General features: G+C 67.8%; 25 protein-coding genes. 12 read left to right on the plus strand and 13 right to left on the minus strand.

Annotated elements, in window-relative coordinates; translation table 11 throughout:
• Positions 1 to 38: 38 nt before the first annotated feature.
• A complete protein-coding gene (locus ACXPWS_RS14500) occupies positions 39 to 794 on the minus strand; it encodes a MetQ/NlpA family ABC transporter substrate-binding protein (protein ID WP_458713085.1) in 756 nt (251 codons plus the stop codon).
• 137 nt (positions 795 to 931) lie between these two features.
• Between ACXPWS_RS14500 and ACXPWS_RS14505 the strand changes: the two genes are divergently transcribed.
• A complete protein-coding gene (locus ACXPWS_RS14505) occupies positions 932 to 2,389 on the plus strand; it encodes an APC family permease (RefSeq protein WP_458713086.1) in 1,458 nt (485 codons plus the stop codon).
• Positions 2,390 to 2,523: 134 nt separating this feature from the next.
• Entirely contained in the window at positions 2,524 to 2,943 is a 420-nt protein-coding gene (locus ACXPWS_RS14510) for a hypothetical protein (RefSeq protein ID WP_458713087.1), read from the plus strand.
• Here ACXPWS_RS14510 and ACXPWS_RS14515 read toward each other — a convergent pair.
• Positions 2,936 to 3,364 carry a DUF6188 family protein gene (locus ACXPWS_RS14515; RefSeq protein WP_458713088.1) on the minus strand — a complete coding sequence of 143 codons (429 nt, stop codon included), beginning with the start codon at positions 3,362 to 3,364 and terminating at the stop codon, positions 2,936 to 2,938. The two genes, ACXPWS_RS14510 and ACXPWS_RS14515, sit on opposite strands and share 8 nt — an antisense overlap.
• A 4-nt stretch (positions 3,365 to 3,368) precedes the next feature.
• Positions 3,369 to 3,821 (minus strand): acyl-CoA thioesterase, encoded by a 453-nt coding sequence (locus ACXPWS_RS14520; protein ID WP_458713089.1) that lies wholly within the window; start codon positions 3,819 to 3,821, stop codon positions 3,369 to 3,371.
• A 47-nt stretch (positions 3,822 to 3,868) separates the two neighbouring features.
• On the opposite strand from ACXPWS_RS14520, the gene ACXPWS_RS14525 reads away from it, so the two are divergent.
• Entirely contained in the window at positions 3,869 to 4,840 is a 972-nt protein-coding gene (locus ACXPWS_RS14525; protein WP_458713090.1) for a threonine ammonia-lyase, read from the plus strand.
• A gap of 336 nt (positions 4,841 to 5,176) precedes the next feature.
• Here the strand turns inward: ACXPWS_RS14525 and ACXPWS_RS14530 are convergent, their stop codons facing one another.
• Positions 5,177 to 6,628, minus strand: coding sequence for a peptide MFS transporter (locus tag ACXPWS_RS14530; protein WP_458713091.1), 1,452 nt, complete (start codon positions 6,626 to 6,628; stop codon positions 5,177 to 5,179).
• 263 nt (positions 6,629 to 6,891) lie between these two features.
• Between ACXPWS_RS14530 and ACXPWS_RS14535 the strand changes: the two genes are divergently transcribed.
• Positions 6,892 to 8,148: a DUF7159 family protein gene (locus tag ACXPWS_RS14535; RefSeq protein WP_458713092.1), complete on the plus strand. Its 1,257-nt coding sequence runs from the start codon at positions 6,892 to 6,894 to the stop codon at positions 8,146 to 8,148.
• Between the two features lie 112 nt (positions 8,149 to 8,260).
• Positions 8,261 to 9,016, plus strand: coding sequence for a L,D-transpeptidase (locus ACXPWS_RS14540; protein WP_458713541.1), 756 nt, complete (start codon positions 8,261 to 8,263; stop codon positions 9,014 to 9,016).
• Here the strand turns inward: ACXPWS_RS14540 and ACXPWS_RS14545 are convergent.
• From ACXPWS_RS14545 to ACXPWS_RS14555, 3 genes are read right to left on the minus strand one after another with little or no spacing between them, the layout of a single operon-like run.
• Positions 9,013 to 9,684: a sterol desaturase family protein gene (locus ACXPWS_RS14545; RefSeq protein ID WP_458713093.1), complete on the minus strand. Its 672-nt coding sequence runs from the start codon at positions 9,682 to 9,684 to the stop codon at positions 9,013 to 9,015. The genes ACXPWS_RS14540 and ACXPWS_RS14545 overlap by 4 nt on opposite strands.
• Entirely contained in the window at positions 9,681 to 10,406 is a 726-nt protein-coding gene (locus ACXPWS_RS14550; RefSeq protein WP_458713094.1) for a FadR/GntR family transcriptional regulator, read from the minus strand. The genes ACXPWS_RS14545 and ACXPWS_RS14550 overlap by 4 nt, the downstream gene beginning before the upstream one ends.
• 31 nt (positions 10,407 to 10,437) lie before the next feature.
• A complete protein-coding gene (locus ACXPWS_RS14555; RefSeq protein WP_458713542.1) occupies positions 10,438 to 11,190 on the minus strand; it encodes a helix-turn-helix domain-containing protein in 753 nt (250 codons plus the stop codon).
• Between the two features lie 128 nt (positions 11,191 to 11,318).
• On the opposite strand from ACXPWS_RS14555, the gene ACXPWS_RS14560 reads away from it, so the two are divergent.
• Both ACXPWS_RS14560 and ACXPWS_RS14565 read left to right on the plus strand, forming a co-directional pair.
• Positions 11,319 to 11,606, plus strand: a complete 288-nt coding sequence (locus ACXPWS_RS14560; protein WP_458713095.1) for a hypothetical protein — start codon at positions 11,319 to 11,321, stop codon at positions 11,604 to 11,606.
• Between the two features lie 85 nt (positions 11,607 to 11,691).
• Positions 11,692 to 12,552 (plus strand): alpha/beta fold hydrolase, encoded by an 861-nt coding sequence (locus ACXPWS_RS14565; RefSeq protein ID WP_458713096.1) that lies wholly within the window; start codon positions 11,692 to 11,694, stop codon positions 12,550 to 12,552.
• 3 nt (positions 12,553 to 12,555) lie between these two features.
• Here the strand turns inward: ACXPWS_RS14565 and ACXPWS_RS14570 are convergent, their stop codons facing one another.
• Complete coding sequence (locus ACXPWS_RS14570) at positions 12,556 to 13,812, minus strand: cytochrome P450 (RefSeq protein ID WP_458713097.1); 1,257 nt, start codon at positions 13,810 to 13,812, stop codon at positions 12,556 to 12,558.
• 211 nt (positions 13,813 to 14,023) lie between these two features.
• On the opposite strand from ACXPWS_RS14570, the gene ACXPWS_RS14575 reads away from it, so the two are divergent.
• Positions 14,024 to 14,422, plus strand: coding sequence for a hypothetical protein (locus ACXPWS_RS14575; protein WP_458713098.1), 399 nt, complete (start codon positions 14,024 to 14,026; stop codon positions 14,420 to 14,422).
• Here ACXPWS_RS14575 and ACXPWS_RS14580 read toward each other — a convergent pair.
• The 3 genes from ACXPWS_RS14580 to ACXPWS_RS14590 form a co-directional block, all read right to left on the minus strand.
• Positions 14,412 to 16,658 carry a molybdopterin-dependent oxidoreductase gene (locus ACXPWS_RS14580; protein WP_458713099.1) on the minus strand — a complete coding sequence of 749 codons (2,247 nt, stop codon included), beginning with the start codon at positions 16,656 to 16,658 and terminating at the stop codon, positions 14,412 to 14,414. The genes ACXPWS_RS14575 and ACXPWS_RS14580 overlap by 11 nt on opposite strands.
• A gap of 11 nt (positions 16,659 to 16,669) precedes the next feature.
• Positions 16,670 to 17,224, minus strand: coding sequence for a TetR/AcrR family transcriptional regulator (locus ACXPWS_RS14585; protein WP_458713100.1), 555 nt, complete (start codon positions 17,222 to 17,224; stop codon positions 16,670 to 16,672).
• A gap of 161 nt (positions 17,225 to 17,385) precedes the next feature.
• Positions 17,386 to 18,516, minus strand: a complete 1,131-nt coding sequence (locus tag ACXPWS_RS14590) for a nitronate monooxygenase (RefSeq protein WP_458713101.1) — start codon at positions 18,514 to 18,516, stop codon at positions 17,386 to 17,388.
• A 198-nt stretch (positions 18,517 to 18,714) separates the two neighbouring features.
• Between ACXPWS_RS14590 and ACXPWS_RS14595 the strand changes: the two genes are divergently transcribed.
• Positions 18,715 to 19,350 carry a fatty-acid--CoA ligase gene (locus ACXPWS_RS14595; protein ID WP_458713102.1) on the plus strand — a complete coding sequence of 212 codons (636 nt, stop codon included), beginning with the start codon at positions 18,715 to 18,717 and terminating at the stop codon, positions 19,348 to 19,350.
• Positions 19,350 to 19,550, plus strand: a complete 201-nt coding sequence (locus tag ACXPWS_RS14600; protein ID WP_458713103.1) for a (2Fe-2S)-binding protein — start codon at positions 19,350 to 19,352, stop codon at positions 19,548 to 19,550. The genes ACXPWS_RS14595 and ACXPWS_RS14600 overlap by 1 nt, the downstream gene beginning before the upstream one ends.
• Here the strand turns inward: ACXPWS_RS14600 and ACXPWS_RS14605 are convergent.
• Entirely contained in the window at positions 19,492 to 20,250 is a 759-nt protein-coding gene (locus tag ACXPWS_RS14605) for an HAD family hydrolase (protein ID WP_458713543.1), read from the minus strand. The genes ACXPWS_RS14600 and ACXPWS_RS14605 overlap by 59 nt on opposite strands.
• Positions 20,247 to 21,326: an NAD(P)H-dependent amine dehydrogenase family protein gene (locus ACXPWS_RS14610; protein ID WP_458713104.1), complete on the minus strand. Its 1,080-nt coding sequence runs from the start codon at positions 21,324 to 21,326 to the stop codon at positions 20,247 to 20,249. The genes ACXPWS_RS14605 and ACXPWS_RS14610 overlap by 4 nt, the downstream gene beginning before the upstream one ends.
• Before the next feature lie 103 nt (positions 21,327 to 21,429).
• On the opposite strand from ACXPWS_RS14610, the gene ACXPWS_RS14615 reads away from it, so the two are divergent.
• Both ACXPWS_RS14615 and ACXPWS_RS14620 read left to right on the plus strand, forming a co-directional pair.
• The gene (locus tag ACXPWS_RS14615) at positions 21,430 to 22,176 is read left to right on the plus strand and encodes a glucose 1-dehydrogenase (RefSeq protein ID WP_458713105.1); all 747 of its coding nucleotides are present in this window, start codon (positions 21,430 to 21,432) and stop codon (positions 22,174 to 22,176) included.
• A gap of 170 nt (positions 22,177 to 22,346) precedes the next feature.
• Positions 22,347 to 25,058: a glycoside hydrolase family 2 protein gene (locus tag ACXPWS_RS14620; RefSeq protein WP_458713544.1), complete on the plus strand. Its 2,712-nt coding sequence runs from the start codon at positions 22,347 to 22,349 to the stop codon at positions 25,056 to 25,058.
• The last annotated feature ends 39 nt before the right edge of the window (positions 25,059 to 25,097 follow it).

Below are 25,097 nucleotides of genomic sequence, written 5' to 3' on the forward strand. Positions count from 1 at the left end.
TGGCGGTCCGGCCAGGGTTTGGCTCCGGCTGAACCGAACTAGAACGCGGTGACCACTTGGCCGGCGTACGCCGTAGCGATGAAATCGCGGGTGGATTCGCTGTTCAGGGCGGCCGCCAGCACTGCGATATCGGGGTGCTGGGCCGCGCCGGGCGCCGTGACCAGGTATTCGGCGTAGGCGGGGTTGGCCCGGTCACAGTGCAGCGCGGTGGCGGTGTCCACATTCGATTCCATCGCCTGATTGCCGAACAGGAACACCACATCGAAATCCTCGCGGGCCGATGGCAGCCCCGCGCTGGTCAGCTCCTTGAACACCAGGGCTCGCGGGTTGGCCCGGATGTCACCTACGCCTGCCAGCTGCCGCGGGTCGAGCCCGCATTCGATCACGCCGAGCCGGTCGAGCATCCGCAGCGACCGGTCGATGTTGACCGGGTCGGACGGCAACGCGACTTCGGCGTAGTCGGGCACCGCGGCGATCCCGGCGAACCGCGTCGAATACAGCCCGAACGGTTCGATGTGTACCGGGACCACCGGCACCAGCGCGTGACCGGTGCGCCGATTGAACTCCTCCAGGAACGGCAGGTACTGAAAGTAGTTGGCGTGCAACCGGCCTGATGCCAGCCAGTCGTTCGGTTCGTCGAACGAGTCGAAGACCGTGATCTGAAGGTCGATCCCGTGCGCGGCCAGTTCGGCGCCGACGTTCTCCAGGATCTCGGCGTGCGGCACCGGCGTCGCGCCAACCCGAAGCGGACGCAGACCTCTGGTGGGCAACGACCGCACCGAACTCGCCGACATGTTCGGCAAGACTACTGAACTCAGCGCGCTGTGCAATGTCGCATCCGGGCCGTCGATTGTGTCGGTTTGTTACGGCCTTTCACGCACGGTGACCGTAGCCGTGGCCGCCACGACGGTGGCGGCTTACGGTCCCGCACATGTCCGAAATCACCGCGGTACCCGACGATCTCACCGCACCGGCGCGCGCCGAACGAAAATTGCGCGGCAATCTGGGCGTGGCCGCCATCGTGTTCATGGTGGTGGCGGCCGCCGCGCCGCTCGGCGTCGTCGGTGGTGTCTTCCCGCTGGGCATCGCCAACGGCAACGGTGCGGGCTTCCCCGCGACCTTCATCGTGTCCACGATCATCCTGCTGCTGTTCGCGGTCGGCTTCACCGCGCTGACGCCGTTCGTGCAGGAGGCGGGTGCCTTCTTCTCCTATATCCGCCATTCCCTTGGCTTTTCGGTCGGCATCGGCTTCGGCTTCCTCGCACTGATCAGCTACGTCGCCCTGGAGGCTGGGGTGTACGGCCTGCTCGGGCCGGCCGGGGGTGGCGTCGTCACCCTGTTCGGTGGACCCGAGATCCCGTGGTGGGTCATCGCGGCGATCGCGTTCGCGGTGACCACGTTCCTGGGGTACCGCAACATCGAGTTGTCCAGCCGCGTGCTGGGCGTGCTGTTGACGGCCGAGATCACCATCATCCTCGTCCTCGACCTGGTCATCGTCGTGCGCGGCGGCGGCGACCACGGGCTGTCCGCCGGCGTCGTCACCCCGTCGACGGTGTTCTCCGGATCGCTGGGCATCGGGCTGCTGTTCGCAATGCTCAGCTACATCGGCTTCGAGGCCACCGCGATCTTCCGCGATGAGGCCAAGGATCCCGAACGCACCATTCCGCGTGCCACCTACGCCGCGCTGATCCTCATCGGCGCTTTCTACGCCGTCACCAGTTGGGCGCTGATCTCGGCGTGGGGCGACACCCAGGCGGTTGCCAAGGCGACGGACTCCGGTGGCACATTCCTGTCGGACATCGCCCAGACCTACATCCGCACCGCCGGCAACGACATCATCACGGTGCTCTATTTCACCAGCCTGTTCGCCTGCATTCTGGCGTTCCACAACGTGGCGTCGCGCTACGTGTTCGCGCTCTCGCAGCACCGTGTGCTGCCGCAGTCGCTCGGCGTCGCGCACACCGCGCACGGATCCCCGCACAAGGCGTCGCTGTGGATCTCGGGCGTCGTCGCCATCAGCATCGCGGCGGCCGTGCTGTTCCAGCTGGATCCGATCACGCAGTTCTACACGTGGTTCGCGGCGGCCACCACGGTCGGCTTCGTGGTGCTGCTGATCGCCACCAGCGTCGCGGTGCTGGTGTTCTTCGCACGTGACCGTCGCGGCCACTCCCAGTGGCGGGTGCGCATCGCACCGGCACTCGGCCTGGCCGGGCTGGGGGTCACCCTGGTGCTGATCCTGACCAACCTGGAGGGACTGGCGACCTCGAACGCGCTGGGCTGGGGAATCATCGGACTGCTGGTGGCGTCGTTCATCGTCGGCGCCGTCATCGGCCGTCGGGTCGGCGACTCGGCCGTGAGGCCCGGTGCTGCCGCGGCGCCCCGGCGGTAACACCACCGCGGTGGCGGTCGATACTTTGGGTAGGAATGGCGGCCGACCGGCAGTGACTTGCTCCGCCTTCGATCTGCTGTCGTCGACTTGCCGTCTTCCGTACGAAGATGGACCCAACATGGCGGGAGATCACTATGAAGCTGGCCAGGATCGTGGCGAGTGCCGCGATCGTCAGCAGCTTGGGACTGGGCGGCGCCACACTCGGGGGTGCGGTGGCGACGGCCCAGCCCGGCAATGGCAACGGGCACGGTAATGGGCACGGCGACGGGCGCGGCAATGACTGCCGCCCGTGGTGTGACGGCCCCGGATTCGACAATCACTGGGACAAGGGCGTGTGGTGGGCCAACAACCGCCACGACTGGTGGGACGACCGCCAGGGTCCGCCGCCGTGGGGCTGGGGCCCGCCGCCCCCGCTGCAGTGGAACGGCCCGCTGCCGCACAGCGTCAATTACTGGGGCTACAACGCGAGCCCGGTGTGGGACGACGGGTTCCGGCAGTGGGGTGTCTGGCTGTTCGGGTTGTGGATCCCGATCTTCGGCGTCGGCTTCAACTGATCGGCGCAGCGTCGGCGTCCTCGGGGATGTCGTGCCGCACCACCCGGACGTGGCCGTGCGGCAGGCAGGCCGCGTACCCGTGGTACTTGCCGTAGAGCTCCCACGACGTGTGCCGCTCGTCGCAGTGCACATCGATACCTTGCCCGCTGGAGAACCGCAGGTGCAGGCTGCCGTCGTCGTCCCAGTCGGCGTGGGTACAGACCGCCCCGGCGAAGTCGAAGAGCGGCTTCTGCTCGCGGCGCACCGCCATCGGGTCGATCGAGAACACCTCGACCCCGGTCTGTTCCCCGTCGAGGGGCGGCACCGTCAGCTCCATCGGGGCGGAGATGACGAGTTCGTTGTATTCATCCAGGTTGAGCACCAGACCGTCGCGGAACATGATCCGCTGCAGGACGTGCCCCTGGATCCACTGTTCGGTCATCTTCTCACTGTGAGCGTCCCGCGCGCGGCACACAAGAGGCCAGCGCCGCCCGGAAGCGGGCCGGGATGGGTCGTTTCGCCCAGTCGCCGGTCGACACCACGACATAGGTGTTACGCCCGCGCACGGCGACCTGTTCGGCCGCGCCGGCGCCGGTGCACAGCACCCCGAACCCGATGGTGAAGCTGGTGGTGCCGATGTGCTCGCACACCACCTCGATCCGTACGCCGTCACGCCAGCGCACCGAGGCCAGGTAGTCGATCTCGCTGTGCACCACCTTGAAATCCAGCCCGTCGGCGAGCAAGCCCTCGTAGGGCACCGGCAGCCGGTCCAGAAACGCCGTGCACGCCTCGTCGAACCACGTCAGGTAATGCCCGTTGAACACCACACCCTGCTGATCGACTTCGGCGTAGCGGGGCACGACCGGAAACGAGAACGGCTGGTCGCCGGGTGAACTCACCCGCTCACCTTGCCCGACGCGGTGGCGGCATGGAAGCGTGATCGGCGATGAGTCATCCCACCCTGGTCACGCTCGAGGACATCCGCGACGCGGCGCGCAGGCTGCACGGCACCGTGGTCCGCACGCCGCTGATCCCGGCGGACTGGGGTGACCCCGACCACCCGCTGTGGATCAAACCGGAGAGTCTGCAGGTGATCGGCGCCTTCAAGGTGCGCGGCGCACTCAATGCCGTCGGGCGCATCGATGCGGCGGTCCGGTCGCGCGGGGTGGTCGCCTATTCCAGTGGCAACCACGCCCAGGCGGTGGCTTATGCGGCAGCGAGTTTCGGCATCGCCGCCCATATCGTCATGCCGGCGGAGACGCCGGACATCAAGGTGCGCAAGACCCGTGCGCTCGGTGCGCAGGTGGTGCTCTGCGGTGCGGGGCAGCGGGAGGTGGTGGCCGCCGAACTCGTCGAGAAGACCGGGGCCACCCTGGTGCCGCCGTTCGATCACCCCGATGTCATCGCCGGACAGGGCACCGCCGGGCTGGAGATCGCCGAGGACCTGCCGGAGGTGGCCAATGTGCTGATCCCGGTCAGCGGGGGCGGGCTGGCCTCGGGTATCGGCACGGCGGTCAAAGCACTGTGCCCGCAGGCCCAGATCTTCGGGGTGGAGCCCGAACTCGCCGCGGACACCGCGGCGGGGCTCCGGGCCGGGCACCGGGTATCGATGTCGATCGCCGACCGCAATCGGACCATCGCCGACGGGCTGAGATCGGAGCCCTCGGAGTTGACCTTCGCGCATCTGCAGCGGGTGCTGGCCGGCGTGCTCACCGTCTCGGAGGACGAGATCCGGTCAGCGGTACGGGAGTTGGTGTTCAAAGCGCACTTGGTGAGTGAGCCGAGCGGCGCGGTGGCGCTGGCCGCCTACCGGCGCCACCCGTTGCCGCCCGGGCGCACCGTGATCATTCTGTCCGGCGGCAACGTCGAACCGGCGACGCTGCGGGCGATCCTGTCCGGCCCGTCAGCCGCCGAGTAGCACCAGGGGCACTGACACCTCACACCCCTGTCGGATGCAGTGAGTCCAAGCATCCTGTGCGGCCACGGCTTTCAACCGTCGCCGGACGCCGGACCAGCCGCACGAACAGCCCGCGGTGGAGTGTCCGATCCCGCGGTTGTACACCGCGGTGATTCCCTGCACAGGGAACTCGACGGTCAGGTCATGAAGTAGTGGTGCGCTCATCAGCACTCCTTCGCCGGGCGGCTCCGTTGCTCAATTCTCGCGCACGGCAGCACCGAAACCGGGCGGCGCAAGGTCACGAGTTCGCACAGATCGGGTAGCGCCTCCGTGACCCGTTCCCGGGCGAGCGGCTTGTCAGTGCACGCCTTCCATCTGCCTGCTTATCCACGGCGACACCAGGAACGCGATGAGGCCGACCACGACGGCCACGATGCCCAGGATGCCGAAGTAGGCCACTTCGCGGGCCGGGTCGTAGTACTTGGCCAGCACGCCGGACATCGAGGTGCCGAGCCCGACCGAGAAGAAGTACAGGGCCATCATCTGGGCGCGGAACGCCTCGGGCGCCAGCTTGGTGGTCACCGACAGCCCGATCGGGGACAGCAGTAGCTCGGAGACGGCGAACACGCCGAGGATGACCGCGATCAGCAGGGCCGGCACCTTCTCGATACCGGCCAGCGGCACGAAGCAGAGGAAGGCCAGGCCCATGCCGATCACGCCGTAGCTGAATTTCCGCGGGGTGGTCGGCGCGCGGTTGCCCAGTTTGGTCCACAGCACCGCGAACAGTGGCGAGAGCAGGATGATCCACACGGGTTCGATCGAGCCGATCCAGTTCGACGGTGCCGTCCAGCCGAAGATCGACCAGTTCATCCGCTCGTCCGAATACACCGCGAGCACCGTGAAGATCTGCTGGAACAGCGACCAGAACACCGCGTTGGCGATGAACAGCGGAATGAACGACCGCACCCGCACCTTTTCCGGGTCGGTGACCTTGGCGCTGGTGAGCATGATGGCGAAATAGGCGATGGACGCCACCACGATGACGCCGGTGGTGACCTGCGAGAGGTTGGCCAGCGTCACCAGTTTCAGCACGACGGCCACGGCGACGACGACGATGACGGCCACAAAGACCCCGGCGGTCTTGCCGATGGCGCTGCGCGGCAACGGGTTCGGCACCTCACGGCCGTGTCCGCCGAGGTTGCGGCGGAAGAACACGTACTGCGCCAGGCCGAGCGCCATGCCGATCGCGGCGGCGCCGAATCCATAGTGGAAGCCGACGCGGGTCTGCAGCAGCCCGGTGATGAGCGGGCCGACGAACGCCCCGAGATTGATGCCGAGGTAGAACAAGGTGAATCCGCCGTCGGCCCGGGCGTCGCCCTTGTCGTACAAGGTGCCCAGCAGTGAGGACGCGTTGGCCTTCAGTGCGCCGGAGCCCAGCGCGACCAGCACCAGGCCCGCGCCGACACCACTGAGGCCCGGCAGCACCGCCAGGGCGATGTGGCCGAGCATGACCACGACGCCGCCGTAGAAGACGGTGCGTTCCATGCCGAGCACCCGGTCGGCGATCCAGCCGCCGAGCACCGTGGACAGATAGACCAGCCCGCCGTAGGCACCGACGATGCCGGTGGCGGTGCTCTTGGGCAGTTCCAGGCCGCCGTCGGTCACCGAGTAGTACAGGTAATAGCCGAGGATGGTCAGCATTCCGTAGAACGAGAACCGCTCCCACAACTCCACGCCAAACAGATTTGTCAGCCCGATCGGGTGCCCGAAAATCATCCGAGTGCCCGGGACCTGTTCCACCCCATTCATCCCGAATACCCTGCCACGACGGCGCGGCCGGGCAACGCGGTTCGCCGGGGCCGAGGAACGGAATTTTCCGCTGGCTAATCATCAATTGACGGTTGATGACGGGCGCAGTGACCCCCGGCAAACGGGCAAGCCCTGGCGGCGGGGTTCGGGCTGGGCCGCAAGTGCCCCGCACCGGTAGTCTCAGCCCGATAACGAGGCGATGACGGCGTTGCCTCGGCGCGGTCGCGCTGCACTGTGGCCCGTTTCGGTCCGAAGGGGTGTATGTGGACGCGGTGCTCGGATTGTCGATGACACCCACGTCGCTTGGTTTGGTGGTCGTGGGTGGGGACGATCCGGCCGACGCCGCCGCCGGGGACGCCTTCGCGCTGAAGGTCGACGGCGGCACGGACGTCCGGGCCGCCACCGAGCAGGTCACCGCGGCGGTCGAGGCGATCTCCGCGGCCCGCGGTCACCGGCTCAAGTCGATCGGCGTGACGTGGAGCGACGAGGCCGGCGCGGACGCGGCGATGCTGATGGACTCGCTCAGCGAGTCCGGATTCGGCAATGTGGTGCCCATCCGGCTGCCGGAAGCGACCGAGGCGCTGGCCCTCGGGATGGCCGAGGTGATCGGCTACCGGACGACCGCGGTGTGCGTCGTCGAGCCCGACACCGTGATCGCGTTGATCGTGCACGCCGGTCACGGCGGGGTGCAGACGGCGATCAATCACGGTATCGACAGTGATGCCAGCCTGGTCGGCTGGCTGAGTACCGTCTTCACCCGCGCCGACTGGCAGCCCGAGGCGCTGGTGGTGGTGGGGTCGGCCGGTGATTTCAGCGCCGTCCTGCCGCATCTGGAGGACGCGTTGTCGGTTCCGGTGTTCGCGCCGGCGGAAGCCCAACTCGCGCTGGCGCGCGGCGCGGCGCTGGCTTCCACGCACAGCTTGGACCAGCCGTTCGAGGCGATGGCGCTGCGTCCCAGGGGCTCCGGGCGGCATGCCGCCGGCACCGGTCGGGTGTCGCCCACCGCCGCGCTGACCACCGTGCTGGCCGCCGGAGTGGTGACCTTCGTGATGTCGGCCTCGGTGGCGGCCGCGGTGGCGCTGTCGCCGGAACAGGCCATCGCCGGCCCGCGGACGGCGGCGGCGTCGGCCCGGCTGTCCGAGGCCGTCGCGCCTGCCGTGGTCCCGGTGCAGATCGCCGTACCGGCGCCCGAGGCCCCGCCGGCCGTCACGGTGCCGCAAGCGCCCGTCGACGCGAGCGCCGAGGTTCCTGCGGCGGCTCCCGGTGATATCGCCGACGCGGCTCCGCCGGTCGACGCGGACACCGAGGCCCCGGTCGCGGTGCCGGTCGACACGATGCCGCAGCTGGGTCCCGATCCTGCGGTCGCCGCCGCGCTGCCGCCGGCGATGATCGTCCCGCCGGCCGTTGTGCCGCCGGCGCCCCCGGTGAAGAAATCCCTGTTCGATCGCATCCGGGACCGGCTGCATCCGGGAGCGGACGACGATTACCCGAACGCGGTGATCCCTGCTCCGGCCGGCTGACCCGCCGGCCTGGCTAACATTCGTCCCGCCGGGAACGAACTACGATGTAGTCCATTATCGCCGTTCTGGGTTTCCAGGGAGGATTGAGAGCTTGCGCAAAGCATTTCGGTATGTGCTCGTCATCGCTGGGATCGCCATGCTGGCGACAAACTCGGCCGGGATATCGGCGGCGGCGGAGGCGGGCACGGCGACCGGCGTCGTGTCGGTGTCGCCCAAAGCTGGCGAAGTGGTCGGGGTGGCATACCCGGTGACCCTGAGCTTCGCGGTGCCGGTGGCCGACCGGGCGGCGGCCGAACACAACATCAGCTTCTCGGTGTCACATCCCGTCGCTTCGCTCGCCCCGGCAACCAAAGTTCCCGCGGGTTCCTTTGCCTGGCTGGATGATTCGACGGTGCGCTTCACCCCGAGCGACTACTGGCCGGCCCATTCCACCATCGCGATGTCGGCGGGTGGGTTCAAGACGACGTTCGAGACCGGTTCCCAGGTCGTCGGCGTCGCGGATATCGACGCGCACACGTTCACCGTGAGCATCGACGGCCAGGTGGTCCGTGAGATGCCCGCGTCGATGGGCAAGCCCAAGCACCCCACGCCGGTCGGCTCGTTCACGGCGCTGGAGAAGCAGAATCCGGTGATCATGGATTCCCGCACCATCGGGATCCCGCTCAGCGATCCGGAGGGTTACAAACTCACCGTCAACTACGCCGTGCGCGTCACCTGGGGCGGGGTGTACGTGCACTCGGCGCCGTGGTCGGTGGCCTCGCAGGGCAACTCGAATGTCAGCCACGGCTGCATCAACCTGAGCCCGGACAACGCGTCCTGGTACTACAACAACGTGAGCATCGGCGACCCGATCATCATCCAGGCCTAACCGCCCGCGCCGTGCAGGTTCTTGGCGGTCGGTGAAGTGGGGACGGTGGCCGGGTCGGGGTAGGTGCCCAGCAGCCGGTCGGCGGTACCGCTGCTGGTCACGGTGAACCAGTAGTGCTCATTCTTGAAATGATGCCGGCGGTGGTTTCGCCAAATCGACCGATAGAGCCCGGTTTTCGGCTTGTAATCGGTGTGCACCAGGTAGTGGCACCATTCGTAGCAGAGCCCGAGGACCGACAGCCACACCAGAAAGGTCAGGCCGCGTCCCAGCCCGGCGCCGGTCGCCGGGATGACCAGCACCGCGGTGGCCACCGCGAGCGGCAGCACCCACAGCAGTGACTGCCAGGGGATGAAAACCAGTGGGATGTCGCGTGGTTGCACATGATGTGCACGGTGCTTGCGAGCCAGCAGGGGATCGAGGGTGATCCTGGCGACCCGCCGCGGCCGCCAGTGCAGGATCACGATGTGGATCGTCCACTCCAGGAACGGGAACACTGCGAGCATCAGCGGTGGAACGATGAGGTCACCGATTGCCCAGTCGCCGTTGGTGAGCCGCGCGGCCAGCGCGGCCAGCAGGGTCGCCACCAGAATCCACGGCGACGGGTGCCGGACGAATTCGCGGGTGGCCGCGGTCAAGGTGAGTCCACGCCGGGTGTCGGTGCTGGTCATGGTTTGGCCTCCGCCAGGGCGGTCAGGGCGCCCAGCAGCGCGGTGGTGGCCGGTTCGAGCAGTTCGCGTGCGGTCCGCTCGGCGGCCTTGGTGTCGCCGGCGGTGACGGCGTCGGCGATGGCGCGATAGGCCTGCGGCCGGCCGACCTCGGCGGCCATCAGGGTGGCCAGGGCCGGCAGTGCCGGTTCGTAGGTGGCGCGCAAAGTGTTGTACATCAGCCGGAATGCGATCGAGTCGGCGCCGTCGACCAGGTGATCCCAGAACGCCAGGGCATGTCGCTGTCGTTGGACGGGGTCGGTCTCGGCGGCCAGGGCCGCGATGGCGTCGTCGAGCCGGCTGGCGAGTTCGGGCAGCCGCCGGGCGGCGGCGAGTTCGGCCACCTTGGGGCCGTTGTGCAGGCGGGTCTCCAGGATGGAACGCACCACCGCGGGGTCGAGTTCGCCGCCGCGCAGCAGCAGCCGGGGGAGCAGGTCCAGCCCGGCGTGCTTGCGGAAGTCGCGCACCGTGGTGGTGTCGCCCTGCCGGATCTCCACCAGGCCGGCGGCCGTCAGCTGTTTGAGCGCTTCGCGCACCGCGGGCCGGGAGACGCCGAGCACCTCGGCCAGGCGCCGTTCACTGGGCAGGGCGTCGCCGGGCTGCATCTCGCCGCTCAGTACATCGGCGATGATCTGGTCGAATACGTCCCCGGAGACCGAACGCCGGTTGATGGGCTGCAGTGCCATTCTCCGATGATCACAGGCCCGCGGTCAGAGGTCAAGTGGTAATACCAGTGCCGTGCAGTGCTTCGGCGGTCGCGTCGTCGACGGGCAGAAACGCCTCGATGCTCAGTTCTGCGGCGGTCAGGTCGAGCGCGGTACCGAAGGTGGTCACGGTGCTCAGGAACCTCAGCACCACGCCGTCACCACGGTCGAGTTCCAGCGGGACCACCACGCCGCCCAGGTCGGATGCGCCGGATTGCCCGCCCGGATACGACTCGATCTCGGCCAGCAGCGCCGCCGACTCCGCCGACCCGCTGACCGCTGCCTCCCGGCGCAACCGGCCGATGACATGGTGTCGCCACTGGGCCAGGTTGCGGATGCGCGGTGCCAGACCGTCGGGGTGCAGCGAGATACGCAGCGCGTTGGGGCGTTCCATCAGGTGCGCCGGCACGCCCTCGAGCAGAACCGCTGTTCCGGCGTTGACCTGCAACACATTCCAGCCGCGATCCACCGCCAGGCAAGGAAACGGGTTGTAGGCGGCCAGTACTCGCTCGACACCGGAACGCACGGCCGACATCCCGGGATCGTCGAGGCCACGCTCGGAGTACATCGGTGCCAGGCCGGCCGCCAGCAGCAACTGGTTCTGCTCGCGGGCCGGAACGTCCAGGGCCGCGGCGAGTTTGAGCACCATGGATCGGCTGGGCGCGGACCGGCCGGTCTCGATGAAACTCACGTGCCGGGCCGACACCTCGGCTTCCAGGGCCAGGTCGAGCTGGCTGAGCCTGCGCCGTTGCCGCCAGGTGCGCATCAACGTGCCGAACGGCGGGTTCTGGGTTTCCAGGGTGGTCACATCGAACAGTGTCGGTCACCTCCGGGTGCGGCACCATTACCTGTGCGGTAATTGCGGCACCTACCGGCACGGTCGACGCTGGGGACATGACAGAGGTGAACATCCCCCGATGGCTCCGGTTCGTGCTGCGCTGCGACCGCGCCGGGTCCTCCTGGTACATCGGTACCGGATTCTTCTTCGCACCGGTGTTGGCGGTGGTGTCGCCATGGCCGGCGCTGGCGACGGCACTGTGGGTGTTGATCGCGCTGGCCGGTTTGTGGCTCGGGCTACTCGGTATCGCGATGGCAGCCGGGCTGTCCATGGTGCTGCGGTCGGGCGCCGAGATCGGGGAGGATTACTGGCGGTCCATCATCGACTATCCGGTATCTCATTGACGGCGGCCGGCCCACGACGCACCCCGTCGATTGTCAGGAGATGTTACCGCTCAGTAGGCTCTGCTGTGAACAGGCGGGAGCTGTAGTGGTCGAACCGAAGTTCGTGGAAATCCATGGCGTACGACAGGCCGTGCTGGACGTCGGCACAGGGGACGAGGTCCTGCTGCTGATCCATGGCATGGCGGGCAGTGCCCAGACATGGCGGGAGGTGCTGCCTCAACTCGCGAAGAAGTACCGCGTGATCGCGCCCGATCTGCTGGGACACGGCCAATCCGCGAAACCCCGCACCGACTATTCGCTCGGTGCGTTCGCGGTGGGGCTGCGGGATCTGCTCGACGAGCTCGGGGTGGACTCGGCAACTGTGGTCGGCCACTCGCTGGGCGGTGGCGTGGCGATGCAGTTCCTCTATCAGCATCCGGAGTATTGCCGGCGGCTGGTGCTGATCAGCAGCGGCGGGCTGGGGCCCGATGTGGGCTGGATCCTGCGGTTGCTCGCCGCGCCCGGCGCGGAGTTCGTGATGCCGGTGATCGCGCCCGCCCCGGTGCTGCGCGCCGGGAACGCGGCGAGATCCTGGTTGAGTTCGATGGGTCTGCGCTCGCCCCGCGGTGCCGAGATCTGGAATGCCTATTCGTCATTCTCCGACCGGGCGACCCGGGAGGCGTTCATTCGCACCCTGCGGTCGGTGGTCGACTATCGCGGCCAGTCCGTCAGCGCATTGAACCGGCTGAACCTGCGCGCGAATCTGCCCGTCCTCGCCATCTGGGGCGAGAAGGACGACATCATCCCGGTTGATCACGCGTACTCGGCCCTCCAGGCCAGGCCGGACTGCCGGGTCGAAGTGCTGCCCGACGTCGGGCATTTCGCGCAGGTGGAGGCACCGAGCGCGGTGACCGACCTCATCGACGACTTCATCTCGACGACCGAACCGGCCGATTCACCGCGCTGACGGTCAGGACCGCACCGGCTCTCGCGACGATCCCGTGTAATCGACCTGCCAGTGCTTGATGCCGTTGAGCCAGCCCGACCGCAACCGTTCGGGCGCCGCCAGCGGAGTGAGATCGGGCATGGCGTCGGCGATCGCGTTGAACATCAGATCGATGGTCATCCTGGCCAGGTTGGCGCCGATGCAGTAGTGCGCGCCGGTGCCGCCGAAACCGACGTGCGGGTTGGGATCGCGCAAGATGTCGAACCGGTACGGATCCTCGAAGACGTCCTCGTCGAAGTTGGCCGAGCGATAGAACATCACCACCCGTTGGCCCTTCTTGATGGACACGCCGTCGAGCTCGGTGTCCTCCAGCGCGGTGCGCTGGAACGACGTGACCGGCGTGGCCCAGCGGACGATCTCGTCGGCGGCGGTGCCGGGGCGCTCGCGCTTGAACAGCTCCCACTGATCGGGGAAGTCGGTGAACGCCATCATGCCCTGGGTGATCGAGTTGCGCGTCGTCTCGTTGCCGGCGACGGCCAGCAGGATGACGAAGAAGCCGAATTCGTCGTCGGAGAGTTTGTGACCCTCGACGTCGGCCTGTACCAGCTTGGTGACCAGGTCGTCGCCGGGGCTGGCGGAGCGCTGCGCGGCCATCTGCATGCCGTAGGTGATGAGCTCCACCGAGGCGCTGATGGCGTCGTTGTTCGCGAACTCGGGATCCATGTCGCCGACCATCTGGTTGGACCAGTGGAACAGTTTCATCCGGTCTTCTTGCGGCACCCCCATCAGCCCGGCGATGGCCTGTAGTGGCAGTTCGCAGGACACCTGCTCGACGAAGTCACCGCGCCCGGCGGCCGCGGCGGCGGCCACGATCTCGCGGGCCCGTTCGGCGAGGTCGGCCCGCAGCTGTTCGACCGCCTTGGGCGTGAACGCCCGCGACACGATCTTGCGCAGATGCGTGTGGTGCGGGGCGTCCATGTTCAGCAGTACGAACTTGCCGGAGTCGATCTGCTCTGCGACGGTGCCGTCCTTGTATCGCGGCAACGCCGTCTTCTCCAGGCTGGAGAACACGTCGCTGCGGCGCGACACCTCCTTGACGTCTCTGTGTTTGGTGACCACCCAGTAGCCGCCGTCATCGAAACCCCCGATGCCCGCGGGTTGGTCGTTCCACCAGATCGGTGCGACCTTGCGCATCTCGGCGAGTTCCTCGATCGGCAGCCGTTCGGCGTAGATGTCGGGATCGGTGAAGTCAAACCCTGGCGGAAGGTTCGGGATCGGCATCGATGCACTCCCAAGACGACGGTGTGTAATAGGGCCCCTGTGGCATTGCTACACCACCGGACGCCGTGGCGTCCTGCAGTCGGTGAAGGTGACCGAGCCTGACAGAACCGCATTCCCCTCCGCCACACCCGGCGCAGGTGTAACAATTTCCGGGCGCGGGGAGAACTACCCATAGACCAGTCCGGACACGGCAGTGGGGAAGGGGCCATCGATGGCGATCGATGTCAGAACGAAAATGCTGACCGCGCTCACCGGCGGGTTGGCGGCACTGGCGCTGGCCGCGCCTGCGGCGGCCGATTCCGCCGACGCGCCGCCGCCGGCCGTGCCCGCGGCGGATGCCACCGCGCAGGCACCGGCTGCCCCGGTGCCGCACCTGCCAAGCCCCGACGCCCTGCCGCCGGGTGCCACGATGGATCCGAGCGTGATGGCAGGTGCCGAATCGCCACGGGTGAGCTATCTGAGGGATCTGTGGACCGCGGTACAGAACCAGGAGATCAGCGGAAAGGAAGCGTTGGTGCTGGGTCTGGCGCAGCGCGGCATGGACACCCCGGCCCCGGTGCAGGCCCCGGCACCCGTGATCGATCCCGGGCCGGCCCCGGCTACACCCTGACCGGTTCGGCGGCGACGATTCGCGCCGGCACGTGTTTGTGCCACGGCGTCCCGGCATAGGCATCGCGCCAGTCGGCCGACGTCAGCGCGTTCGGGGCGACGCCCGGTGTCACCGCAGCGCCGTCGGCCGCGACGAAATCCAGGCCGTACCCGTTGGGCAGCGACGCATGCCCGGGCAGCATCGCCGCACTGATCTCCACCGAGGCTTCCGCGCTGCCCGCCGATGTGGTGATCCGGGCCCGCCCGCCGTCCACCAGCCCGAGTGAAGCCGCGTCCTGAACGCTGATCCGCAGGGCGCCGTCGGTATCGCGCTTCCGCCAGCCCGGATCCCGGAAGATGTCGTTGGCCGTGAAGGCGCGGCGTTCGCCGGCCGACAGCACGATCGGGAACTCCGGGCTGGTCAGTTGCGCAGGTCCGGTGGCCAGTGCGGTCAGATCGTCGAGCAGTTCCGGGATGGCCAGCGCGATCTTGTTGTCGGCATGGCTGATCAGATCCCAGTCGTCGGCGTACTCGTGCTCGGTGAAGGTCACCCCGGACGGGTTGTTCAGGATCGCGGTGAACAGCGCGTTGCCGTCGGCGTGCCCGGCCCGGCGGACCGCGTCGGGATAGGTGAGCGCGGTCTTCTGGGCCAGCCCCCACAGCGCGGCGGCGCCGGCCAGTCCGTCGGGCAGGGTCGGTCCGAGTGTTTCGTAGAGGACGAAGGGCAGCACCCGGCCCAGCGCGGGATTGGCCCCGACCGCGGTGAAGAACGCCTGTGTGTAGGCGTCCAGCCCGTCGGCGGCGGCCCGGCGCAGCGGTGCCAGCTCGGCGTCGTCGACCACCCCGAGCGCGCGCACCAGCCGGGCCCAGATCTCCGGTTCGGGCAGGGTGCCCTGGGCCGGTTCCAACAGCCGGTGGCGAAGATGAAAAGTGTTGTGCGGGAACTCCAGATTGAAGAACGTCGCCTCGGTCTTCTCGAACTGACTGGCCGCGGGGAGCACATAGTGCGCGAGCCGGGCGGTCTCGGTCATCGCCACGTCGACCACCACGAGCAGTTCCAGCGCGGACAGCGCCGCGCCCACCGCGGTCGAGTCGGCTACCGAGTGGGCCGGATTGCTGCTCTCGACGATCATGGCCCGGAACCGGTCGGGATGATCGGTCAGGATTTCCTGGGCCACCACATTGGAGGGCACCAGCCCGGCGATGACCGGGGCGCCGGTCACCGGGGTGCGGCCGACCCCGCCCGACCCGAACAACGGCGCGAACGACGAATGAAGATGCTGCCCACCGCGTTTGGCGAAGTTCCCGGTGAGCACCCAGAGCATCTTGTTGAGGTAGGAGCACAGTGTGCTGTTGGGCGCCTGCTGGATGCCGAGATCCTCGAAAACCGACACGCTGGCCGCCGCGGCGACCCGGCGCGCGGCGGCGCGAAGCAACTCCGGGTGCACGCCGCAACGCTGTGCGTAATCGTCGATGTGCACGGCGCTCAGCGCGTCGCGGACCGGCTGGACGCCGGTGACGTGATCGGCCAGAAACGTTTCGTCGCAAAGGTCTTCCTGCACCAGCACGGCGGCCAGGGCGGCCAGGCACCAGGCATCGGTGCCGGGACGCACGCGCAGGTGGAAATCGGCGAGCTTGGCGGTGTCGGTGATGACCGGGTCGATCACGATCATCGAGCGGTCCGGGTCCTTGGCGATATCCTGCAGCACGGTGCGGGCGCGCGGGAAGCTCTGCGACATCCACGGGTTCTTCCCGACGAACACCGACACCTCGGCGTGCTCGAATTCGCCCCGGGTGTGCCCGCCGTAGAGCTGACTGTCCACCCAGAACTCACCGGTCTTCTCCTGCGCCAGGGCATTTGACCGGTATCGCGCACCGAGTGCCTTGAGGAACGCGCCACTGTAGGCGCCGCCGAGGTGATTGCCCTGTCCGCCGCCGCCGTAGTAGAAGATCTTGTCCCCGCCGTGCGTGTCGCGTATCCGAGCGAAACCCTCGGCGATCTCGGCAATGGCGGTGTCCCAATCGATCTCGTCGTAGCCGCCGTCGGGCCGCCTGCGCATCGGGGAGGTGAGCCGGGCCCGGTTGTTCTGGTAGTGGTCCAGGCGTAGCGCCTTGTTACAGGTGTAGCCCTGGGACGCCGGATGGTCCTTGTCGCCCCGGATCTTGGCCAGCGAGCGACCTTCGACCTGTACCACGATGCCGCAATTGCATTCGCAGAGAATGCACGCGCTGGGCTGCCATTCGGTGGATTCGGTCATGGTCGGGCCTTTCATTCGGCGGATGCGGCAGTCACCAGGGCGCGGAGCTGCCGATGCACGAGATCGAGCGCGGTGTCCTCGCCCGCGGTCCGGGCCACCAGGACCGCTCCCTCGATCGCTGTGGTGATGAGCATGGCGAGTTCGGCCGCCCGGTCGGCCGCGACACCGTCGGCCCGCAGCAATCCCTCGATGATTCCGATCCACCGGGCGAACGCGGCGGCCGCACGGGCCACCACGTCGGCGTTCTCGGCCTCGACGGCCACCGCCGCCACCGGGCAGCCGGCCCGGAATCCGGTATCGGCAAGCTGACGCCGGAAACCGTCGACGACGGCATCCAGCGCATCCAATGATGTTGGCGCGGAGTCAATTCGGCGTGCGATGTGATCGGCGGCGAAGTCCACGGCCTCGCAGAGCAGCTGGTTGCGGCCGCCGGGAAAGTGGTGGTAGGCCGAGCCTCGGGGCGCGCCGCTGTGCTCAAGCACATCGGAGATGGCGGTCGCGTGCGCGCCGCGCTCACGGATGAGCAGCGCTGCCGAGACGATCATGCGGTCGCGCGGGCCGGACATATGGACGGAGTCCTTTCGGCCGATCGATTATGTAGAGCATCATACATAGCGGGCGCAGAACCGGAAATGCACGAATCCCGCCGGTCCGGGAGAACGGAGGCCGGCGGGATTCGCGGTCTGGTGGACGTGCCCCGGTTACGCCGGGCGCACACGAGGAGCGGTCACACCGAGGCCGCCTCGTTGATCTCGTTCAGCGCGCTGGTCGCGTCGAGATATTCCTGGACCCAGCGTTCGATCACGGCGGCGGTCTTCTCCACCTTGGTGAACTGGCCGACCACCTGGCCGATCGGGTTGAACGCCACGTCGACGGTTTCGTTCGGGTACTTATGGGTGGCGGCCACGGCCATGCCCGAGACCATGTACTGCAACGGCATGCCGAGCGGCTTCGGGTTGTCCGGGTTTTCCCATGCCTCGGTCCAGTCGTTGCGCAGCATGCGGGCCGGTTTGCCGGTGAACGATCGGCTGCGCACGGTGTCGCGGCTGCTGGCCTTGGCGTAGGCGGCGTGCTGCACGGGCGTGTTCTCGGACTCCTCGACCATCACCCACTGCGAACCGGTCCAAGCGCCCTGCGCGCCGAGCGCCAGGGCGGCGGCGATCTGCTGTCCGCTGCCGATGCCGCCGGCGGCCAGCACCGGGACGGGCGCCACCTCCTTGACGACCTGGGGCCACAGCACGATCGAGCCGACTTCGCCGCTGTGGCCGCCGGCCTCGCCGCCCTGGGCGATGATGATGTCGACGCCGGCGTCGGCGTGCTTGCGGGCCTGGCTCGGCGAACCGCACAGCGCGGCGACCTTGCGGCCTTCGGCGTGGATGTGCTCGATCATGTCCTTGGGCGGGGTGCCAAGGGCGTTGGCGATCAGCGTCATCTTGGGGTGCTTGAGCGCGATCTCGACCTGCGGGGTGGCGGTCGCCTCGGTCCAGCCCAGCAGCTGCAGCGCATCGTCGTCGCTGTGGTCGACCGGCACCCCGTGGTCGGCCAGGATCTTCTTGGCGAAGTCCAGATGGTCCTGCGGGACCAGCGCGTTGAGGGTCGTCTTGAGATCGTCTGCGGACATGTTCGAATCCATGCCCTCGTACTTGTTCGGGATCACGATGTCGACGCCGTAGGGGTGATCGCCGATGTGCTCGTCGATCCAGTTGAGCTCGATCTCGAGCTGCTCGGGGGTGAACCCGACGGCACCGAGCACGCCGAAACCACCGGCCTTGCTGACAGCGACGACGACATCGCGGCAGTGGGTGAAGGCGAAGATCGGCAGGTCGATGCCGAGTTGGTCACAGAGGGCGGTATGCAATGCCTTCTCCTTGGTGAGACGAGCGCGGACAAGCAACTGAAACGTGTTCTAGTTTAGGCGATGACCCCCGGCCCAAGGCAATGCCCTGGCGGCATCGATCCCGGCTCCGGACCTCGACAGCGCCCGAGAATGTTATTACCGTTTTGGGTGAATGACATTAACAGCGCTGTTTCCGCAAGACAGGGGTGCTGGACAGGCATGACGGACTGGTTGTCGGGTTCTCTCGTGCTGGTCTCGGACTACCGGGTCCCCGATCCCGCGCAGGTCTGGCCGTTGCTCCAACGCCGTACCGACGCCCTGGCCGGGCTCGGCGCTCACCACGTGCTGGTGTACACCTCGACCACCGACCCCGAACGCGTCCTGGTCATCCTCGTCATCCACGCCCACGAACCGGTTCTCGACGTGCTGCGGTCCCGGGTGTTCTTCGACTGGTTCGACGCGGTCGGGGTGGCGGATCTGCCCGCGGTCTTCGCCGGTGAACTCGTCGATCGCATCGACCTGGACGGTGACCTGCTGGCCGGCCCCCCGCAGGTCATCGTGTCGATGGTGACACCGGTGGCCGACGTGCCCGGTCTGAGCGCGCGGGTGCGTGAATCCGCCGGTGCGTTCCGATCCGCCGGCGTCCGCAGGTTCTGGAGCTTCACGGCTTTCGACGATCCGGGGGAGGTGCTGATCCTGCAACAGGTCGACGACGAGTCGGGTGCCCGCCGCTGGCTGCACGACTCCGACGACGCGGCCGCCTGGCTGACCGAGGCGGGCGTCGGCGCCTATCCGCCGGTGTTCATCGGGCGGTTCGGGCACATGATGGCGATCGAGCCGGGTGCATCCCGCTGATGTTCGTCTGCCTGTGCAACGGGATCACCAGCCACGCGGTGGCGGATGCGGTCGATGCCGGCGCCGCCACCACCAACGCGGTGGCCGTCGCCTGTGGCGCGGGGTCCGACTGCGGCCGCTGCCGGCGCACCGTGCGGGCCATCATCGATGCGCGCCGCGCCGCAGCCGCGCGGTCCAGCGCCGATCTTCACCGGAACTGACGCGCAGCACCGGCCAGGCCCGTTCGGCGGCCGCCGCGGCGAGGCCGGGACGGGGGTTGACCGCCCGCGGATGACCGACCGCCTCCAGTACCGGAAGATCCTCGGTCCCGTCCGAATAGCCGAAGCTGTCGGTCAGATCGATGCCGTGCGCCACGCTGAACTGCAGCACCGCCCGTGCCTTCTGCCTGCCCCAGATGATGGGCTTGACGATGCGCCCGGTCAGCCGGCCGTCCTCGCCGGTCTCGAAGTGGTTGCACAACACGTGGGTGATGCCCAGATGCCGGGCCACCGGTTCGGCGTGCAGCGTCATGGCCGACGAGCTCATCACGACGGTGTGACCACGCTCCTGATGGGCGGCCACCACCTCGCGCATGACCGGGAACAGCCTGGACACGGTGCGCCGCTGGAACAGGTCCTCGCCCAGCTCGTCGAGTTCGGCCAGTGCATCACCGGCCAGGTAACCCCCGGCGCGCTGCAGCAGCCGCTCGAATTCCATCCGGCCCAGCTTGTAGCGCACCGACGCCTCGATGATGCCGGTCAGTTCGCCGAATCTGGCCTGACCGTTGCGCAGCCGGTGCCCGGCGTGCACGGTCGCGGTGAAACCGCGCACCAGCGTGCCGTCCAGATCGAAGAATGCGCCGACGGCCGGGCCGGCGGGTGCGGTACGGATTTCTTCGATCGGATCGTGCACACCTCCTATTGTGCGTGCAGTAGGCCCTTGCCCGTCCCGAGCGGCAGGTCGAGGGTGGTCCGGATGCCCGGCGCCGCGGCCACCACGTCGGGAATGGCGTTGACGATCCGGCCGGCCGCGGCGAGTATCGCCGCGTAGTTGTGGTCGCCGCGGCTGCTGGTCGGGCAGATGTCCACCACGTAGGACGGTTCGCCGGTGATCTCCACCCGGTAGGAGCCACCCGGCTGGGCCGGCTGGGCCCAGTCCGGACGCAGGTCTTCGCGCACCCGGGTGACATGTTCGACGACGACCACCGGCTTGCCGCCGGACAGCCCGTTGATCTCGAAGCGCATCGCCGCGGTCGTGCCCTTGGCGATCAACCCGGCGGCCACCTCGATGTCCTCCGGAGCCGGCGCCAGTTCGTAGCTCTCGGTGATCTCGTCGATCTCGACGCCCATCCCCGCGGCGAGCATCCGGATCGCGGTGCCCCACGCGGTGCCCAGATAGCCTGGCCAGAACAGGAAGCCGGGTTGATCCAGCGGCTTACCGAAGCCCATCACGTCGAACATCACCTCGGCACCGTCATAGGTCGCGTAGTCGGCGATCTCCATGGTCTTGATCTGCTCGATGCGCTGACAGGTGCTGGCCACCGCGAACGGGATCAGGTCGGTGGCGAACCCGGGGTCCACGCCGGTGATGAAAATGGTCGAATTGCCTTCCTGCGCGGCATCTTCGACGCGCTGGATGACGTTGTCGGGCACCGCGCCGCCCCATGGGAACTGCAGGCCACCGGGGGCGGAGCCGACCACGTTGATCCCGGCCGCCAGGGCCGCGCGCACGTCCCTGGTCGCCTCGACCGGACGGGTGTCACCCATCGCGCAGTACACCAGGCAGTCCGGCCGGGACGCGACGGCGGCGTCGATTCCCTTGGTCGCCACGATCCCGGTCACCACGTCGAGCCCGGCCAGCGCGCCCGCATCGGAGCCGACCTTCTCGTCGGTGGAGACCCCGACGGCCACCAGGTCGAATCGGGGGTCCTCGATGAGCTGGATCAGGGCCAGCCGGCCGCAGTTTCCGGTGCCGACGAGTGCCACGCGAATGGCCATACGGGTCTCCTCCAGGTGTTTGGTCTATCGCAGTATGAGCGGTCCGCGGACAAATTGGAACAGGTTCTAATTTCGCCCCCGGAATGCGGTAGCCTCACGCGTCATGGGACGCGTGGACGGCAAGGTTGTACTGATCAGCGGCGGTGCGCAGGGCATGGGCGCCGCCCACGCCAGGGCCCTGGTGGCAGAGGGCGGCAAGGTCGTCATCGGTGACATCCTCGATGAGCCGGGGCAGGCGCTGGCCGAGGAAATCGGTGACGCGGCGCGCTACATCCATCTCGACGTCACCCAGGCCGACCAGTGGGATGCCGCGGTCGCACTGGCCAACGAGGAGTTCGGCGGGCTGACCGGCCTGGTGAACAACGCAGGCATCGTGGCGCTGGGCAAGATCGGCAAATTCGATATGGCCCAGTGGCAGAAGGTCATCGACGTCAACCTCACCGGCACGTTCCTGGGCATGCAGGCCACCGTCGCCTCGATGAAGGCCGCGGGCAGCGGCTCCATCATCAACGTGTCCTCGGTGGAGGGCCTGCGCGGAGCGCCGATGGTGCATCCGTACGTGGCCTCGAAGTGGGCGGTGCGCGGGTTGGCCAAGTCCGCGGCACTGGAGCTGGGCAGGCACAAGATCCGGGTGAACTCGCTGCATCCCGGATTCATCCGCACCCCGATGACCGAGCACTTCCCCGAGGACATGGTCACCGCGCCGCTGGGCCGGTCCGGACAGTCCGAGGAGGTTGCCGCGTTCGTGGTGTTCCTGATCAGCGACGAGTCGTCGTTCGCCACCGGTGCGGAGTTCGTCGTCGACGGTGGACTGGTCACCGACGTGAACCACAAGGACAACGTGTTCTGACGATGTGACCCCGCCTTCACCCACCCGCCCGGGCCGCCGCCGGGCGCGGCGGGCAGGCACAATGTGGTGTCGGCCAGGGGGCCGACCCACTGGGGCACACCGAAGGGAGCGGCACCATCGGGGCACCGACGCGTCGTACTGCCCTGTTCAGCGTCGCCTTGTTGTTGATCGTGCTGGTGCTCGGCGCCGGCGACTTCGCGTCCTTCGCGCGGCCCGAGCCGGCCGCCGGCACCACCGAACTCGCGCAGGGCTGGAAGCTGGTCTCGGCAACCGGTTTGCCCGCCGACGGCCGCACCATCTCCACTCCGGAATACCAGGACGGCGGCTGGCACCGGGTGGACCGGATGCCCGCCACGGTGCTCGACGTGCTGCAGCGCGACGGCACCTATCCGGATCTCTACTACGGGACCAACCTGGCCGACAAGGTGCCCCAAGATCTCTACCAGCAGGACTGGTGGTACCGCACCACCTTCGACGCGCCGGCCGGCCACAGCAACTATCAACTGGAGTTTCCCGGGATCAACTACCGTGCCGAGATCTGGCTCAACGGGCACTTGGTCGCCGACAGCACCCAGATCGTCGGGATGTACACCGCACACGAACTCGATGTCACCCGATGGATCCGCGACGGCGCCAATGTGCTTGCCGTCAAGGTGATCCCGGAACGGGCCATGCAGGACGTGGACGGTGTCGAACTGGCGGACAGCTGGTACGACTGGATCAACTGGCGATACCTCGGTTACCAGGGGCCCGGGAAGAACCCGGCCAACGGCAACTCCTTCATCCCGGACCGCAACGCCGGCATCTTCAAACCCGTCTACCTGCGCACCGCGGGTGCGGTCGAGATCGGCGATGCCACCGTCAACACCGAACTACCGCTGCCCAGAACGGATTCCGCGCGCCTGGCGGTGTATGCCAACGTGCACAACTCCTCGGACCGCCGCGTCAACGGCACGTTGCGGGCCACCATCAGCCGAGCGGGCAAACCGAGTGTGGCGGTCGAGCAGCCGGTGACCCTGTCGCCGGGCGAGCGCCGCGAGGTCACCTTCGACCCGGCCCGGTTCGCCGAGCTGACTCTTTCCCACCCCGACCTGTGGTGGCCCTACACCATGGGCGACCCCAACCTGTATGACCTGAAACTGGAGTTCCGCCAATACAACCGGGTGACCGACAGCAGTACCCAGCGATTCGGTGTGCGCACCATCGCCCAGCATCGAGACACCGACGAGCAGTACCCGGAGCTGGGCTCCGGAGGCAGCTTCTACCTCACCGTCAACGGCAGGGACTTCCTGGTCCGCGGCGCGGTGTACACACCGGACCTGTTGTTCGACAACGACCCCGACCGGGAGGACGCCATCCTGGGCTACGCCAAGGATCTGGGGCTCAACCTGCTGCGCCTGGAGTCCAAGATCCCGGGGGAGCGGCTGATCGAGCGGGCCGACGAGTTGGGTATCCCGCTGATGGTCGGCTGGATGTGCTGCAACCAGTGGGAGAAGTGGGATCAGTGGGATGACGAGGACCGGGCGGTCGCCCTGGACAGCCTGCGATCACAACTGCTGATGCTGCGTTCGCACCCGTCCGTCGCGATCTGGGCCAATGGCAGCGACGGTCTACCCCCGGAGCCGCTGCGCGGGCAATACCACGCGGTGCTGCGGGATCTGCACTGGCAGAACGCGGTGGTCGACACCGTGTCCTCCTTCGGGCACGACGATGACCAGGGCACGCCGCAGTGGGACGGCATCCACATGGCAGGCCCGTACAGCTGGCGCCCGCCCAGCTACTGGTTCAGCGGCCGGTACGGCGCCACCCGTGGCTCCAACGCCGAACAGGGCGACAACGAACACATCCCGCCGCTGGCCAGCCTGAAGCAGTTCATTCCCCCCGACAAGCTGTGGCCGATCAACGACACCTGGTCCTTCCACGCCGGATCCAATCCCGGCAACGCGAAACTGAGCAGCATCCGGCTTGCGATCCTGCGCCGGTACGGGCCGTCGGCGAGTGTCGAGGAGTTCACCCGCAAAGCCCAACTGGCCCATTACGAATCGACTCGCGCCCAGTTTGAGGCGTTCGCGGCCAACGGGTGGGCCAACCACAAGATGACCATCTACTGGATGCTCAACGGTCACTGGCCGTCGTTCTTCGGCAACATCTTCGACTACTACCTGCGCCCGGGCGGTGCGTACTACGGCGCCAAGGCCGGTCTGCGGCCGCTGTCGCTGGTGTTCGACTCCTACGCCGTCGGCAATCACAGCGAGGCGGCGGTCAAGGTGGTGAACCAGACACCGCGCGACGTGTCGGATCTGCGGGCCCGGGTGCGGGTCTACGACCTGGCGGGCCGGGTGCGCGATGACCGCACCGTCGACGATGTGGCGGTCAGCTCCGGTGGCGCGCACACCGTGCTCACGCTGCCGCGGGAGGCGCGCGACTCGCGGGTGTTCTTCGTCCGCGCCGAACTGCTCGACGGCGCAGGCAAGGTGGTGTCGAACAACGTGTACTGGCAATCTCAGCAGCCCGACGATGTCGGCGATCCGGCCAATGACACGGCCTTCGATCTGAAGCAGGCCGGCTGGGCGGATATGACCGCGCTGAACTATCTGCCGAAGGTGCCGTTGCAGGTGAGCGCGAAACGGGTGGGTGACCGCGATATCGCCATCAGGCTGCACAACCCCGGAAAGCAGATCGCCTTCTTCGAGCGTGCGGAGATCACCGGCACCGCCGACGGTGACGAGATCCTGCCCATCGAGTACACCGACAATTATGTGACCGTCTTCCCGGGGGACACCGTCGATCTGCAAGGCCACATCGTGGCCTCCGGTGCGCAAGGCAACTTCGTGCGGGTCAGCGGGTACAACACCGCGCCAGTGGTGGTGCCGGTCGGGTGACCGCGCCCCGTGGGGCAGGATTGAGCCAGCACGCCGGGT

It is taken from the genome of Mycobacterium sp. BMJ-28 (genome assembly GCF_054404835.1).